Here is a 15,930-nt window from a genome sequence, read left to right on the forward strand (position 1 = left end):
TCGTTTAATTTGTTTCGGTTGATGAAATCCAGCCATAGGCGCGCAAACGCGACAAGGCTTTCAGAATATGGCTATCGTGCATCAACGCCTGTTTGCGGCGACTCCATTGATGCACCTTGCGCACGACGTCGGCATCGTCGGCATCGGGGTTTTCCTGTTGCACCCAATGTACGGTCGCCAAGAGTTCCATGCCGTAAGGCGTTTCAAAGCCCTCGATCAGCGCTTTGATGCGGGCCAAACGCTGGCCGGCGTCGGCATCGCTCTGTAAAAACGCATCGGCCAACGCGACCGCATCCGACTGTAAATGAATCTCGGCATCTTTGCTGCGGTCGCCGTAACCACGAATGAAATGCCCCTCGATGCGTTGCAACACATGATTGAGGTTTTCCGCATACGGCCCGTAAAAATGCGGCTTGAAGTCCAGTTTCAACGGCTCGCCCGCCACCTGCAAAAAATAACTGAGCTTTTGAATTTCCAGCAAACTCAAACGATAACCCGGCAGACAATATTGCTCGATCAACTTGATGAACAGCGCGCGGGCACGGGTCATTGGAGGCGACTGGGTAGCCACCGGCATGCTGTCGGCGTCGGGCGCTGGTTGCGGTGGATAAACCAGCACCTCGACATCGGGTAAATCCGCCAGCGCCGCTTCGATCAATGGTTGCACCTGTTGCCAATCCAGGCCGCCGTTGCCGCAGCCCAACGGCGGCAGGGCAATCGATTGGATATGATATTCCCGAATCACCCGAACCAAGTCCGCCAAGCCTTGTTCGATATAGCTGATTTGCGACGGCGCGCGCCAATGGGTTTTGGTCGGGAAATTGATGATCCAGCGCGGGTTGATCATGTTGCCGGTATCGACCACCAGCATTTTGCCCGGTTGTACCGCTTCGGCTTTGCAGGCTTTTTGATAGGCGGTGAAATTGGTCGGAAACGCCTGTTTGAATTGCAAGGCGATGCCTTTACCCATCACGCCGACACAATTGACGGTGTTGACCAGGGCTTCGGCGTCGGACTGCAATAAATTTCCTTGGCGATAGGTAATCATAGGCGTTAATAATACCAATCCCGCAACACTTTGACACGCGGTAAATGTTCGGGTTTTAACGATTCCAACATACTTTCCACGCGAAATTTCATCGTTTCATCGAACACGCCAATGCCGGCAATCAACGGCCACGGGCATTGCAGGTGCAGCAAAAACTCGGCTTGCCGGCGGCGTTTGCGGTCGGGGTCTTCGTCGGTGTCGATCCAAATCCTGGCCTGCATCAGCGGCCAATCGATTTTGTCCAGATCGGCCACGTTGTTGTAAAACTCGCTGAACTGCATGATGGCGTGACCGTCGGTGAATACAAACGTCAAACCGGCCTGTTGCACCCGCGCCAGTTCGCTGACCAGATACACAATGCTTTGCTGACCGCCGCTGTAACCGTCGATGTTGTCCTTGTGAATGGCATACAGCATCGGCGAGCGGCGGCAGAAATAAAACGGCACATAGTCATGCAATACACCGCCGGGCGGACAACGAACAGGCGTTTGATTGCGGCGGGATTGGATGGTTTGATGGGCGATGTCGGTGTACGTTTCGTCAACGCCATTATGCGCCAGTAAACCGCCCGCGCGGATGATCCCCGGCAGATTGTCGATATGGGTGATGTGGTACAGCCAAACACGCTCGGGGACGGGCATAAGGTTAGGCCGAGCCAGTCAGGATTTCGACTTGCCGGATCAGTTCCGACGTGACGCGGCGCTGGCCGGTGAGTAGGTCTTGCATGAGGCCGGTTTTGATTCGTTTCAATTTTGATAATTCTTTACCGCCGGAGATCACATCTTCCTTATGGAACGCCAGATTTTCGACAATTTGGCTTCTTTCTAAATCTTTCGGCCACGGAATTAAAAACGAGCGAATTTGCTGATAATTTAAGCCTTCGCGATTTCCGCCCGCATTTAATCGCGCAATCTGATCCTGCCCAATATACGAAGACAGTACTAACGATAAGTAGTTGGCGTCTTGTTCATTTGGTTTTGGAAGCCGGATTGCACAGACATGTTGATTGACGTTTGCGATACCAAGTGACTTAGGCACCGGGCAACAACGACCGATTGAAGCTCCAGTGATGTTCAGTAATACGTCATGCGCCATAATTTCACTGGATTGCATTGCCTCGTGAGTTGATTGGTCAATATAGGCAACGTCGGCAAGTTTCAAACCATCGAAAGTTACATTTTGGCTGCGAATAAATAAAATGCCGGAGTTTTTGTAAACTTCGCTACCACCCCTTGGCGTGACACCGCTTCCGACATAATTAGCCAAACTATCAATCGTTTTCACTTCCCAGGCAATCGGTAAATAGCCCAGCTCTGTTTTCTTATACAAATCCGGCCTATCTTCCCAATGCGGGCGAATTTGGCCGGTTTCATCGATGCCGCGCTTCATCAGGTCTTGCAGCAAGCCTTGTTTGATTTTTTCCTGTTTGGTTAATTGCGCTTCGGCGGTGGCGATAGCTTCGTCGATGGTGTCGAGAATGGTGGCAATGGCTTTTTGTTCATCTATAGCCGGAACAAAAATTAATAGTTCTTTGATTTGTTCAAGCGTGATTCCTTTAACGGTGGAACCAATAGAAACTCGTTCAAGCTTTTCTTGCTGATAATGTAATGACCTAACAAGATATGCAGAATCAAGCTGTTTTTCTTTTGGAAATAATGCTTTTATATCTTGATTAATCGCAGTTGGAAAGCTAGTAACTGATGCTCGTCCTACTGCCATACGTGTACATAGCAATGGAATACCCGGCGGTATTAATTTTGACGAGCAGCTTTTTAATCCTTCTTCGGTTATCGAGTCTTGAGTTTTAAATAAACCAAATTGATTGTCTTTGAAATCTTTTACAGAAGCCCACGGTATATTGCCGTTCCAATAAAAAGAACAATTTTTTGAAGGCGTTCCACCACCGGCAATGTTGTCTAAAAGACTGCCTAATGGTTGAAAATTATCATTCATACCCCAACCCCCTCAAAAATCCTTCCAGCCTTTTCGTCGCTTTGTGTTTCCGCTGGGCAATATCGGCATAGGTTTCCTGATATTTGTCCCACCAGTTTTCCAATTCGGCGATGGCGGCTTGGCGCTGGCTTTGCAAGGCACGGTCGAGCTGGCTGGCGATGCCTTCGAAAAATACCGACAAATACAAGGCTTGCGCCTCCGCTTCGCTTAACGCGCGAATCTTGCGCTCCAGACGGATCAGCAGAATCTTCTTCAATCGGGTGATGATTTTCTTGGTTTTGGCCAGTCCGGCTTTGATGGCGACGTAAGGCGCCAGCAAGGTTTCCAGTTCCTTGATGCGCGGCGTCTGTTTGGCGAGCGTCGCATCCAGGCTTTCGAGTTCCCGTTCCAATGAGGCAACATTAAAGCCGTGTTGACGGCAATACTCTATCGAGCCATCTCCTTTTCCCCAAAGCTGCTTCTTGCGCAGCAGAGCGGTTTTTTGATGGTATTTTAGGGTACGTAATTCGTCTTCCAGTTGCTTGGCGTAATGGTCTTCATCCTCGCCGATTTCGAAATCCTCCGGCCCAGCCTCGAAGGCTTCCTTGTCGCTTTCCAGCGCCGCCTGCTTAGCTTCCAATTTTTGCCAGCGTTGCAGCAGCAACGGCGTCAGTTTGACCGGCAAGATTTCGGTTTTTAAATCCACCTTGACCTTGCTGTCCTTGTCCTGGCTTTCTTCCAACGCCGATTGCAAAGCATCCCACCATGCTCCAATCAAATAACGCGCGGCCCTATCCGGCGCGGGCAGGGTTTTACTGGGATTGTCCGGATTGGGTTTATTGGCGGCCAGCAGAATTTTCAGGTCGTTCAAGTGCACGTCCCACCAGGTCACCAGAATGCCGTCCAGCTTGTAATAATCGAACTGGCCAATCGGCAGCAGGTTTTGATTGAAACTTTCCAGCAGGTTTTTATGCAAATCCATCAAGCGGCCATTGCCGGGCAACTCGGCAATTTGGCGTTGCGCCTGTTGCCACCAATTCGCCATTGCACCATGCAACGCCTGTTCCTTGGCCTGAACGCCGGCGTCGTTTTCCAGCCAAGTTTGCAGGTCGGATTTTTGTTGAATGCGGGCGGGATAAGCCCAATAGCCGGGTTCGATGCCGGTCAGATAATCGCACAAGGCAAACCCATGGGCGTCGAACAGGGCTTGCTTGGCGCGGATTTCCCGCTCCGGAATGCCTCCGCGCAAGTGTGCGTGTACGTCCTGGCTTTCCGGCGGCGGGGCGTTGTCGGCATAGCGGCGAATATTGAGGTTGTAATCGTTGGCCTTGATGTCGTCCAGGGCGACGATGGCGGCATAGCCGGGAATTTCCCGCCACTGCTCATAAGTGGCGGCAATCTTGTCGATGTGCTCCGGCAACAGAAAGTTTTGCGCGCGGCCTTCGTAATATTCGCGGTCGGCGTTGATGAATAAAATCTTCTGGCGGCGCGGTTCCGGTTTGCCGGCGGCGTTTTGTCGCATCACCAATAAACAGGCCGGTATCGAAGTGCCATAAAACAGGTTCTGCGGCAGACCGATCACGGCTTCGATCAGATCCGCGTCGATAAAGCCTTTGCGGATGTCGTATTCCTTGCCGCCGCGAAACAATACGCCGTGCGGCATGACGCTGACCAGTAGGCCGTCTTGCATCAACACCGACCACATGTGTTGCACGAACATCAAATCGGCTTTTTTGCCGGTTTCCGGGGTGAATCCAAAGCGGAAGCGTTCATCGTGGATCATGCCTTCGGCTTCGTAGTTTTGAGCGAACGGCGGATTGGCCATGACGCGATTGAAGCGCCGCAATTCGCCGCCTTGCAGATGCTTGGGGTTCAGCAAGGTGTCGCCGTGGCGAATATCAGCGGAGGGGACGCCGTGCATCAGCAGGTTCATCTTGCAAATCGCCCAAACGCCACCGTCGTTTTCTTGGCCGAACAGGGCGATGCTATCAGGCTTGTCGCCGTGCATGGCTACCCAGTCGCGGGCTTGAATTAACATGCCGCCCGATCCCACGGTGGGATCGTAGATCGACATCCCGGCCTTGGGGTTGGCAATCCGGGTAATCAGTTTGACCACGTCGCGCGGGGTATAGAATTGCCCGCCGCGTTTGCCGGCATTATCGGCAAAGAACTTGATCATGAATTCGTAGGCCGCGCCGAGCAGGTCGGGAAATTGGAAATCCTTATCCAGCAGGCGGTAGCCGTTGAAATGCTCGATCAGTTTGCGCAGTTCCTTGTCGGGAATGGTCGCCTCGCCGATTTTACGCTCGAAATCGATGTGTTCCAGTACGCCTTCCAGGGCTGTATTACTGGCGGCAAGCGCACCCAGCGCCTGATTGAGCTTGTCGCCCAAACCTTTGGCCGGCCATTGTTCGATGGGGCCTAGATGTTTTTTCTGATCGATTGGCCCCCAGTCGGCCAAATGCGCGGCCATGCCGTCGATTTTTTGCGCCCGTTCCGGGTAGCTCCAGCGGGCGATTTTCGGTACGAAGCCGTTGGGGTAGAGGCTGGGGCTTTCGGCGCGTTGCAGGGCTTGTTCGAGACTGCGGCCCAGTTTGAGCTGTTCGGCGATGATTTGATCGTAACGGTCGTTAAATACGTCGGACATGCGTTTTAAAAACAGCATGCCGAAGATGTATTCCTTGTATTCCGAAGCGTCCATTTTGCCGCGCAGTATGTCGGCGGCTTTCATCAAATGTCGTTCCAGTTGTCCCAGTGTCAGTTGAGCCATGAAGTCAGTGTTCCGTTTTCGGTGTTGCGATGATCAAAAAGCGTATATTTTGCCGCTGAACAGTTGATCAGCCTAATTTTTGCGTTACAACAATTTAATATTAGGCGCTTATATGCCATAACTTTGCATTTTCTGCTCGGCCATCACTTTAAGAACAACTTTGGCAATGTCGTCCACATTTTTGTTGTAATCCCGTGGCAGCTTTAGTTGTTGGATGATCTCGCCTTGGCGTTGCAGTTGAACATGACCATAACTGTATAGAGTCGTCAACACATCTTCATAGCCTAAATTCTGGATCCAGGATTTAAACTCTTCAACGAATACTTTTGGCATCGTATTCTTGATATTCAAGAACAACAGCACGAGTGTCCCAAGTGCAGGTATTCTGTTTGCGGCGGAAAGCTTTGGTCTTGATGTCCTACTTTATTTGATAAGGACGGTAACGGGTTTCGCCGTTTCTGAAATCAACCCTGATGAGGTGGGGACATTGAGCCTCTGTGTTCCCTGGCGTTTGAGGTTAAAAACAAGACTCCCATTAAATCACTGTAGTCGATGGTTTTTAGTATACGGTTACTCGGGCTTTTTTATCCTTAAAAGCTCTTTAGGATTCGGCCAAAAACTACTTACCGAAATCGAATCGTGTGATAGGAGCGGCTTTAGCCGCGTGGAACGTCTGGATCGCGGCTAAAGCCACTCCCCAGGGGCAACACTATCGGGAAGCTAATTTTTCAGTGACGATTGCATTAACAGGGCGGTAACGACCGCAGATGTTCTATAGCGGGCGGTAAAACGACCGCAGTGTTTTATAGCGGGCGGTAAAACGACCGCAGTGTTTTATAGCGGGCGGTAACGACCGCCCTTTGTTGTCTCGCCGGGCATCGGACAGTCAAAGCAAATGCCTGACCGCATCCCGTTCTTCTTTGAGTTCGGTTTCGGAAAGGCGCATTCTCTGCATGCTGAATTCGTTGATGTTCAATCCTTTGACAATGTTCACTTCGCCGTTGGTCACGGTGACCGGAAAGGAATAGATCAAATCTTTTTCGATGCCGTAGGTGCCGTCGGACAGTACGCCCATGCTGACCCAATCGCCTTCCGGCGTGCCCAGGGCCCAGGCCCGCATCTGATCGATCGCCGCATTGGCGGCCGAAGCGGCGCTGGACAGCCCGCGCGCCTTGATCACCGCCGCGCCCCGCTGCTGCACCGTGGGAATGAAGTCGTTGACGAACCAGCCGCGATCGACCAGCGACAAGGCGTCCTGTCCTTTCACCTTGGCGTGATGAAGGTCGGGGTATTGCGTGGTCGAGTGATTGCCCCAGATGGTCATGTTTTTGATGTCGGTCGGCAAAACGCCGCATTTTTCGGCGAGCTGACTGATGGCCCGGTTGTGGTCCAGGCGGGTCATCGAGGAAAAATTGTCGGGATTCAAGTCCGGCGCGTTTTTCAGCGCGATCAGGGCATTGGTATTGGCCGGATTGCCGGTGACCAGTACTTTGACGTCGCGGCTGGCCACCTCGTTCAAGGCTTTGCCCTGAACCGAAAAAATCTCGGCGTTGACTTCCAGCAAGTCCTTGCGCTCCATGCCTTCGCTTCTGGGACGGGCGCCCACCAAAAAAGCATAATCGACGTTTTTAAACGCAATCCGGGGATCATCGGTGGTTTCTACACGGTATAACAGCGGGCTGGCGCAATCCTGTAGTTCCATCACCACGCCCCGCAGCGAATTCATCGCCGCCGGAATTTCCAGCAGGTGCAGGACGATGGGTTGTTCCGGGCCCAGCAGCGAACCGGACGCCAACCGGAATAGCAAGGAATAGCTGATCTGTCCGGCAGCGCCGGTAACTGCAATGTGAACGGGTGTTTTCATCTGTTATCCTTTAATTTCAAAATTTTCCCCGGAGAACGATCGATTACATTCGACTAATCGGAATATCCTGAAATTCCCCACGGCATTTAATATTCCCGACTCCAATGATAAAGTCGTTTCGGCTCCCACTTATCAGCGGTGTTAACCATATCACAGCACTAGGGCTTTAACAACAACGCTTCCCCGGCCGATGCTCTTTCTCGACAAAACCGGAAGATCCGTTTCCCCGGCGTCCACTCCACATACTAGAGCAGCCCGACCGTTTTCTCAGGTATAATGGTGCTTTTGATAAACTGTAACAACATCCCGGCAACCCGGAGTCTCATTAAAGTATTCATGAAAAAATTATTATTTCAATTCGACACCGACCCGCACCCTTCCGTTTTCGATACCGTGGTGGGTTACGACGGCGGCGCCGATCACGTCATCGGTTACGGCGGTCTGACGCCGGATACCATCGCCGGGCTGGTCGAAGGCGCGATTTTTACCCGTGCGCCGAAAGATAAAAAAAATACCGCCATCTTCATCGGCGGCAGCAACATGGCGGCCGGGCAGCAATTATTCGCCGCCGTGCAAAAACATTTTTTTTCGGGATTTCAGGTTTCCGTCATGCTCGACAGCAACGGCAGCAACACCACGGCGGCGGCGGCCGTCGCCAAACTGGCTGCCAGCGGCGCTCTGACCGGTAAAAAAGCCGTGGTGCTGGCCGGCACCGGCCCTGTGGGCCAGCGCGCCGCCGCGATGCTCGCCCGGGAAGGCGCGGAAGTCTCCCTGACCGCCCGCAAAATGGACCGGGCCGCGCAGGTCTGCGCCGACATGAAGGCGCGGTTCGGGGTCGACATCACGCCGGTGGAAGCCGCCGACGGCGACGCCAGAGGCCGGGCGATCGAGCAAGCCCAGATCGTTCTGGCCACAGGAGCCGCGGGCGTCGAGCTGATCACCGCCGAACACTGGCAACACAATCCCAACATCGAACTGATGGCGGACGCCAACGCCACTCCGCCGCTCGGCATCGGCGGCATCGACGTCATGGACAAAGGGCAGAACCGCCACGGCAAGATCATCTGGGGCGCCATCGGCTTCGGCACCCTGAAACTGGCGCTTCACCGGGCCTGCATCGGCAAATTGTTCGAAGACAACCGGCAGGTCTTCGATGCCGAAAACATCTTCGCCTTAGCCAAGCAAATGGCTTAAGGCGCTATCCGAACGGCATGATCCAACCGGTACAGCCAACCTTCTACGCAATTCGGCAGGACGCGCTCGCCATTTTTAACGCGGGCGTCCGCGCGGCCGATCCCTATCGGGCAGTGAAAAACTGCCTCGCTGCCGGCGATAACGTCCTTGAAATCCGCCTGCATTCCCCGGAAAACGCCTTGTTCCGCAGCGGCCGATGGCCGAAAATCCACCTGATCGCCTTCGGCAAAGCCGCCTGCCGAATGGCCCAAGCCGCTCTGGAAATCATTCCGGAGAAGCTGCTGGCCGACCCGGGCCTTGCCGTCACCAATTACGAAAATGCCGTTCCGGTAGCCGGCCTCGAAGTCATCGGTGCCGGCCATCCCTTGCCCGATGAGTCCGGGTTGAAAGCCGCCGAACGGATCGCCGAGCGGGTCAAGGCCGCGCAAGCCGGCGAGCTGGTTCTGTTTTTGATCAGCGGCGGCGGATCGGCGCTGATTCCCTGTCCGGTCGAAGGCGTTTCGCTGGAAGAAAAATGCGCGGTCACTTCCCTACTTCTGACCAGCGGCGCCGACATCAAAGAGATCAATTGCGTCCGTAAGCATCTCTCCCGTCTGAAAGGCGGAGGATTGGCCCAAATGGCCTACCCTGCCGACGTGCACGCTCTGGTGCTGTCGGACGTTCTGGGCGACGATTTGAGCTCGATCGCCAGCGGCCCCACGGTCCCCGACCGTTCGACCTTCGCCGACGCCGTTGCCGTTCTTCGGAAAAGACATCTGTGGCCGCAGGTTCCCGCCGCCGTCCGTCATTATCTGGAACGGGGTCTTGCCGGAAAGGTGCCGGAAACGCCGAAACCGGGCGACAAACTGTTCGAGAATTCGGACTACACGCTGATCGGCAGCAATCGGATCAGTCTGAACAAGGCGTTGGAAACAGCTCAGGAACTCGGCTACGACGCCAGCCTTTACAGCGACCGGTTCTGCGGCATCGCCGGAGAAGCGGCAGCCGAGCTGGCCGGCGCCGCCGATCGCCGCATCAAGGACGTCCCGGCTTCGGGAACGCCGGTCCGAAAACCGCTCGCCTTGCTGGCGGGCGGGGAAACCACCGTTCTCGTCAAAGGCCGGGGCCGCGGCGGCCGCAACCAGGAAATGGCGCTGGCGTTCGCGCTGGCCGCCGAACAAATTCGGTTGCCCGGCAGTTGGGCCTTTCTCAGCGGCGGCACCGACGGCCGCGACGGCCCGACCCCGAGCGCGGGCGGCATCGTCGATCCGGCCAGCCTGAAGCGCATGACCGCGGCGGGCGTCGACCCGTCCGGCCGCCTCGACGACAACGATTCCTACACAGCGCTTGGAGCCTCCGAAGACCTGCTCGATACCGGGGCGACCGGCACCAACGTGGCCGACCTCCAGGTGCTGCTGATCCATTTTGCCGTTTAAAGATTTCAAACACTTAATCAGGAGACATTCATGTTTAGCCAAGCCATGACCATTGCCGGTTTCGACGACGAGTTGTTCCAGGCGCTCGAAGAAGAACGCCGGCGCCAGGAAAATCACATCGAACTGATCGCGTCGGAGAACTATGCAAGCCCCCGGGTGCTGGAAGCTCAAGGCACCTTGCTGACCAACAAATACGCCGAAGGCTACCCCGGCAAACGCTATTACGGCGGCTGCGAATTCGTCGACAAAGCCGAACAACTCGCGATCGACCGCGCCAAGGCCCTGTTCGGCGCCGATTACGCCAACGTCCAGGCGCACTCCGGCTCGCAGGCGAACATGGCTGTGTTCATGGCGCTGATTCAGCCCGGCGACACGATTCTGGGCCTGAGCCTAGCCGACGGCGGCCACCTGACTCACGGCGCCAAACCCAATTTCTCCGGCAAAATCTACCGCGCGATTCAATACGGCCTGCATCCGAAAACCGGCGAAATCGACTACGAACAAGTGGAAGCACTGGCGCTGGAACACAAGCCCAAACTGATCGTCGCCGGTTTTTCGGCCTACTCAAGAATCTGGGACTGGCAGCGTTTCCGCGAGATTGCCGACAAGGTCGGCGCCTATTTCGTCGTCGACATGGCGCACGTCGCCGGCCTGGTGGCGGCGGGTTTGTATCCGAATCCGGTGCCCATCGCCGACGTGGTCACCAGCACCACGCACAAATCGCTGTGCGGCCCGCGCGGCGGCCTGATCCTGTGCAAAAGCAATCCCGAGCTGGAAAAGAAATTCGATTCGAACATTTTTCCCGGCATTCAGGGCGGACCGCTCATGCACGTCATCGCCGCCAAGGCCGTGGCCTTCAAGGAAGCGATGGAGCCGGAATTCAAGGTCTACCAGCAGCAGGTGATCAAAAACGCACAGGCGATGGCGAAAGTCTTCGTCGATCGCGGTTTCGACGTCGTCTCGGGCGGCACCGACAACCATCTGATGCTGGTATCGCTGATTCCCAAAGGCATCACCGGCAAGGCCGCCGACGCGGCGCTGGGCAAGGCGCACATCACCGTCAATAAAAACGCCGTGCCCAACGATCCGCAGTCGCCGTTCGTCACCAGCGGCATCCGGGTGGGCACGCCGGCTCCGACGACCCGCGGTTTCAAGGAAGCCCAGATGATCGACGTCGCGCACTGGATGTGCGACGTCATGGAAAACATCGACGATGAAAACGTGGCAGCGGCCGTGCGCGAAAAAGTCCATAAACTGTGCGCGCAGTTTCCTGTTTACGGCAAATAAAACCGGAAGCCTGACTCATCGGCGGGTTCGATTTCGACCACAGCGAAATGGAACTCGCCCTACACGTTTTGCACATTAGGAAACAGAAACACCATGTCTGACATAGAAATTGCCCAGCGCGCCCGGATGCAGCCGATCATCGATCTGGCCAAGGAGCACTACGGCATCGACGCCGAACACCTCGATCCCTACGGCCACTATAAAGCCAAACTGTCGCTGGACTACGTGAACAGCCTGAGCCATAAAAAAGACGGCAAACTGATTCTGGTCACCGCGATCAGCCCGACGCCCGCCGGCGAAGGCAAAACGACGACGACGGTCGGTCTCGGCGATGCGATGAACCGCCTCGGCCAAAAAACCATTATGTGCCTGCGCGAACCGTCCCTCGGTCCCTGCTTCGGCGTCAAGGGCGGCGCGGCCGGAGGCGGCTATGCCCAGGTGGTGCCGATGGAGGACATCAATCTGCATTTCACCGGCGACTTTCATGCGATCGGCGTCGCGCACAACCTGCTTTCGGCCCTGATCGACAACCACATCCATCACGGCAATGCGCTCGGCATCGACCCTCGCCGCATTCAATGGAAACGGGTCGTCGACATGAACGACCGCGCCCTTCGTCAAATTGTGGCCGGCCTCGGCGGACCCGCCAACGGCTATCTGCGCGAAGACGGTTACGACATCGTGGTCGCTTCGGAGGTCATGGCCATTCTCTGCCTGGCCACCAGCCGCGCCGATCTGAAAGAGCGTCTCGGGCGTATCGTCATCGGCTACAAAGCCGACAATGCAACCCCGGTTTTCGCCCGCGATCTCAACGCCCACGGCGCGATGGCGGCCTTGCTGAAGGATGCGCTCAAGCCCAATCTGGTGCAGACTCTGGAAAACAACCTCGCCTTCATTCACGGCGGCCCGTTCGCCAACATCGCGCACGGCTGCAATACGGTCGTGGCCACCAAGACCGCGTTGAAACTGGCCGATTACGTCGTCACCGAAGCCGGCTTCGGCGCCGATCTCGGCGCCGAAAAATTCGTCGACATCAAATGCCGCATGTCCGGCCTGAAACCCTCGGCGGCGGTTCTGGTGGCGACGATCCGGGCGCTCAAATTCCACGGCGGCGTGGCCAAGGAAGATCTCAACCGGGAAAATCTGGCCGCGCTGGACTCGGGATTTGCCAATCTCGAAAGACATTACCGCAACATTACCGATCATTACGGCCTGCCCTGCATCGTTTGCATCAATCATTTCACGTTCGACACCGAAGCCGAAATCGCGCTGTTACAGGAAAAATGCAAAGCCTTGGGCGCCGCCTGCATCGTCTCCAGGCATTGGGCCGAAGGCGGCCGGGGAGCCGAAAACCTGGCCCGGGAAGTGATCGCAGTGGCCGAGTCCGGGGAACCCGGATGCCGCTACGTCTATGAGGAAGATCAGAGCCTCTGGAGCAAAATAGAAACGATTGCCACCAAGTTATACGGCGCCTCCGGCATCACGGCCGGCGCAAAAGTCAGGGCGCAATTGTCGGCGTGGGATCGCGATTATCGCAGCTTTCCGGTCTGCATCGCCAAAACGCAAATGTCGTTTTCAACCGATCCTGCCGTTAAAGGTGCACCGACCGGGCATACCCTCGAAATACGGGAAGCAAGGCTGGCCAACGGCGCCGGCTTCATCGTCGCCATCGCCGGCGACATCATGACCATGCCGGGTTTGCCCAAAGCACCGGCCGCGGAAAGAATCGACATCGACGATCACGGAAGAATTACCGGGCTGTTTTAGTTTCGGAGCGGGCAGAAGAAGCGGCCTCAACGCATCCATACGAAAAACCGGACGCACAGCTTCCCAACGAGGCCGCTTTATCAATGATTCAAAATGGGCGCGTCTATCCGTTCCGGCTTTTGATTTTTTCAGGAGAGTCGGGCGGCGTTTCCGCCGCCCTTCGCCCTTCCGCCCCGGCATTGAGGAAGAACGAGGCAAACCGGCCGGAAGCCATCGGTCGAAAGGCTTTAAGCCTTATCGACTACGGTGACGCACAGGTTGGTCGGTTTGTTGTTCGCATCCAGTACCGGTTTCAAAGTAAAGGAAACGACGGCTTCCACGCCGGCGTCGCCCAGGTCGGCTACCGGCACGTTATCAACCGTGATTCTGTTACCATCCACTTTCCATTTGTAATCGGAGTCGAATGCGGAATTTTTGCCCGAATTTTCCAGATCGACTTCGAAACTGGCACCCTGGCAGGCCGAAGTGGGCGTTTTCAGATCCAGAACATGGGTATGAAAACCGGTGACCGGATCTTCATGCGAGCTGTCGTCGATAGGCAGGTGAGTCACCGCCACCATGATGTTATTGCCGCTGTCGGTCAGTGCGGCATAACCGAACGCGCCCGATTTTCCGTCGACCGGGATCGGCGCATCGACTCTGAGTTCGAAATCCAACGTTTTGCTGGCGCCCTTGCCTTCCGAAAGCACTTTTAATTCGTTGATTTTCATGTACCCGGCAGCGGACTCGGCGCTGACGATGCCGCTTGCCAAAGTGAAAGCGACGGCTGAAGCAACGGTTGATATTTTAATAATTTTTTTCATATTGGTTCTCCAATAAGTTATTAGTATCGAGTCGATATTATATATCGTTCAGCAGGCGATGCAAATTGTTTTTGAAAGGCAGCCATTTAAAAAGAGCCGGTTGGGAGAATTTACCGCTGCGTCGACGGCAGAATGCTGTTTTCCCCGCACACAGAATGGAGGCCGGAGGTAAGAGCATTTCAATGGAAAGAAAAAATCGCGGCGGAAAGGGCCAAAAGCAGGGAATTTTTGCGGCCGGATACCGAACTTATGAAATCAGAAGCTTTCTCGCCCGGCGCAACCGCGCTGCCCGGACAACTGCCGCGAAAAAGCAAAAGGCCCGGGTTTCCGGGCCTTTTATTAGGAGAGAATAAAAATGTTTTCCGGCAGCGATGGCTCTCCTGCCCGGATCTTCGTTCGTTAGTGTTTTTCCCGGTCGGCGGACGGCCATTTTTTCACCGAAAACACCGTGCCTTTGACTCCGATCACCTTGACCTTGGTCTCGAGCCCGCAATCCTCGCCTTCCACTTTCCAGATGGTATCGTCCACCTTGATTTTGCCCTGACCGTTTTCGATGGCTTCGTACAGGTTAAAAACCCGGTCGATATACTGGGCGCCCCGCTTGTTCAGGAGAGGATGATCCGATTCGATCGGATGCCGGCCGACATAAAATTTCCACACGGCGATGGCGATGACCGAAAGCACGGAAAACACCACGATCTGGGCATTCAGACTGACGGCGGGCATCAGCAGGAGCAGACAGCCGGTGACGAAAGCCGATGCCGCCATCCACAAAAAGAAAAAACCGGGCGCCAGTAATTCGATAATCAGCAACAGGGCGGCCAATACCCACCAGTACCAGAAGACAACGTCGGCTGCGGTCATGGCTTATCCTTTTTTATTCATTGCTTCTTTCGCCAGTTCGGCAATTCCGCCCAAAGCGCCGATGACGTTGGAGGATTCCAGCGGCATGAAGATCAGTTTGCCGTTTTCGGCGGCGGCGATGTGCTGGAGCGCCTCGATGTATTTTTGCGCAACGAAATAATTGATCGCCTGGATGTCGCCCTTGCTGATCGACTCCGATACCATGAGCGTGGCCCTGGCTTCGGCCTGCGCCATCCGCTCCCGGGCGTCGGCATCGCGGTAAGCGGCTTCCTTGCGGCCTTCCGCTTCCAGAATCGTCGCCTGTTGAGCGCCTTCCGCGCGCAAGATTTCGGATTGTCTCAAACCTTCCGCTTCCAGAATCGAGGCGCGTTTCAGCCGTTCCGCCTTCATTTGCCGGCCCATGGCTTCGACCAGCTCGTCCGGCGGCGCGATGTCCTTGATTTCGATCCGGGTGACCTTGATGCCCCACGGCGTCGTGGCATCGTCCACCACCACCAGCAACCGGGCGTTAATGTCGTCCCGACGCGACAATAATTCGTCCAGATCCATCGAGCCCATGACGGTCCGGATATTGGTCATCACCAGATTGAGAATGGCCCAGTCCAGCTTGCTGACTTCATAAGCCGCCTTGGCCGCATCCATGATCTGATAAAAAACGACGCCGTCGACCGTCACCATGGCGTTATCCTTGGTGATGACTTTTTGCGAAGGCACGTCCATCACCTGCTCCATCATGATCATTTTATGCCCGATGCGATCGATCACCGGGACGATGATGTTCAGCCCCGGAGTGAGGGTATTGGTGTATCGGCCGAATCGTTCGACCGTATACTCCATTCCCTGAGGGACCGATTTGACGGCCAAAAACACGATCAACACGGCCAACACCAGCAACACCAACACGAACAAACCAAAACCACCCATTTTATTCTCCAGAATTTTCAATCAAGATACTATCCATGAAAAACTATTTTTCAGGATAGCTC

The 15,930-nt window shown here is 55.3% G+C and carries 14 protein-coding genes; 5 read left to right on the forward strand and 9 right to left on the reverse strand.

Annotation, left to right across the window (positions count from 1 at the left end):
- Window positions 1–4: 4 nt before the first annotated feature.
- The 6 genes from darG to A3OW_RS0109325 form a co-directional block, all read right to left on the reverse strand.
- The gene (darG, locus tag A3OW_RS0109300; RefSeq protein ID WP_020563168.1) at window positions 5–1,048 is read right to left on the reverse strand and encodes a type II toxin-antitoxin system antitoxin DNA ADP-ribosyl glycohydrolase DarG; all 1,044 of its coding nucleotides are present in this window, start codon (window positions 1,046–1,048) and stop codon (window positions 5–7) included.
- Between the two features lie 5 nt (window positions 1,049–1,053).
- Window positions 1,054–1,689 (reverse strand): type II toxin-antitoxin system toxin DNA ADP-ribosyl transferase DarT, encoded by a 636-nt coding sequence (gene darT / locus A3OW_RS0109305; protein ID WP_020563169.1) that lies wholly within the window; start codon window positions 1,687–1,689, stop codon window positions 1,054–1,056.
- 4 nt (window positions 1,690–1,693) lie between these two features.
- Entirely contained in the window at window positions 1,694–3,001 is a 1,308-nt protein-coding gene (locus tag A3OW_RS26380; protein ID WP_083918185.1) for a restriction endonuclease subunit S, read from the reverse strand.
- Window positions 2,994–5,750 carry a type I restriction-modification system subunit M gene (locus A3OW_RS0109315; protein ID WP_020563171.1) on the reverse strand — a complete coding sequence of 919 codons (2,757 nt, stop codon included), beginning with the start codon at window positions 5,748–5,750 and terminating at the stop codon, window positions 2,994–2,996. The genes A3OW_RS26380 and A3OW_RS0109315 overlap by 8 nt, the downstream gene beginning before the upstream one ends.
- Window positions 5,751–5,858: 108 nt before the next feature.
- Window positions 5,859–6,083: a hypothetical protein gene (locus A3OW_RS0109320; RefSeq protein WP_232422353.1), complete on the reverse strand. Its 225-nt coding sequence runs from the start codon at window positions 6,081–6,083 to the stop codon at window positions 5,859–5,861.
- Between the two features lie 553 nt (window positions 6,084–6,636).
- Window positions 6,637–7,614 carry a malate dehydrogenase gene (locus A3OW_RS0109325; protein ID WP_020563173.1) on the reverse strand — a complete coding sequence of 326 codons (978 nt, stop codon included), beginning with the start codon at window positions 7,612–7,614 and terminating at the stop codon, window positions 6,637–6,639.
- A gap of 336 nt (window positions 7,615–7,950) precedes the next feature.
- On the opposite strand from A3OW_RS0109325, the gene A3OW_RS0109330 reads away from it, so the two are divergent.
- The 4 genes from A3OW_RS0109330 (at window position 7,951) to A3OW_RS0109345 (ending at window position 13,277) form a co-directional block, all read left to right on the forward strand.
- A complete protein-coding gene (locus A3OW_RS0109330) occupies window positions 7,951–8,808 on the forward strand; it encodes an NADP-dependent methylenetetrahydromethanopterin/methylenetetrahydrofolate dehydrogenase (RefSeq protein WP_020563174.1) in 858 nt (285 codons plus the stop codon).
- A 17-nt stretch (window positions 8,809–8,825) separates the two neighbouring features.
- Window positions 8,826–10,223 (forward strand): glycerate kinase type-2 family protein, encoded by a 1,398-nt coding sequence (locus A3OW_RS0109335; RefSeq protein WP_020563175.1) that lies wholly within the window; start codon window positions 8,826–8,828, stop codon window positions 10,221–10,223.
- Window positions 10,224–10,253: 30 nt separating this feature from the next.
- A complete protein-coding gene (gene glyA, locus A3OW_RS0109340; RefSeq protein WP_020563176.1) occupies window positions 10,254–11,510 on the forward strand; it encodes a serine hydroxymethyltransferase in 1,257 nt (418 codons plus the stop codon).
- Window positions 11,511–11,603: 93 nt separating this feature from the next.
- Complete coding sequence (locus A3OW_RS0109345; protein WP_020563177.1) at window positions 11,604–13,277, forward strand: formate--tetrahydrofolate ligase; 1,674 nt, start codon at window positions 11,604–11,606, stop codon at window positions 13,275–13,277.
- 227 nt (window positions 13,278–13,504) lie between these two features.
- Here the strand turns inward: A3OW_RS0109345 and A3OW_RS0109355 are convergent, their stop codons facing one another.
- Entirely contained in the window at window positions 13,505–14,080 is a 576-nt protein-coding gene (locus A3OW_RS0109355; RefSeq protein WP_020563179.1) for a hypothetical protein, read from the reverse strand.
- 65 nt (window positions 14,081–14,145) lie between these two features.
- Here A3OW_RS0109355 and A3OW_RS27780 point away from each other — a divergent pair, with 65 nt between their 5' ends.
- Window positions 14,146–14,433, forward strand: coding sequence for a hypothetical protein (locus A3OW_RS27780; protein WP_157385863.1), 288 nt, complete (start codon window positions 14,146–14,148; stop codon window positions 14,431–14,433).
- Between the two features lie 46 nt (window positions 14,434–14,479).
- Here the strand turns inward: A3OW_RS27780 and A3OW_RS0109365 are convergent, their stop codons facing one another.
- The gene (locus A3OW_RS0109365; protein WP_020563181.1) at window positions 14,480–14,944 is read right to left on the reverse strand and encodes an NfeD family protein; all 465 of its coding nucleotides are present in this window, start codon (window positions 14,942–14,944) and stop codon (window positions 14,480–14,482) included.
- A gap of 3 nt (window positions 14,945–14,947) precedes the next feature.
- Window positions 14,948–15,868: an SPFH domain-containing protein gene (locus tag A3OW_RS0109370; protein ID WP_020563182.1), complete on the reverse strand. Its 921-nt coding sequence runs from the start codon at window positions 15,866–15,868 to the stop codon at window positions 14,948–14,950.
- Between the last annotated feature and the right edge of the window lie 62 nt (window positions 15,869–15,930).

Origin of the sequence: Methylosarcina fibrata AML-C10 (assembly GCF_000372865.1) — a bacterium.
Lineage (GTDB): Bacteria > Pseudomonadota > Gammaproteobacteria > Methylococcales > Methylomonadaceae > Methylosarcina > Methylosarcina fibrata.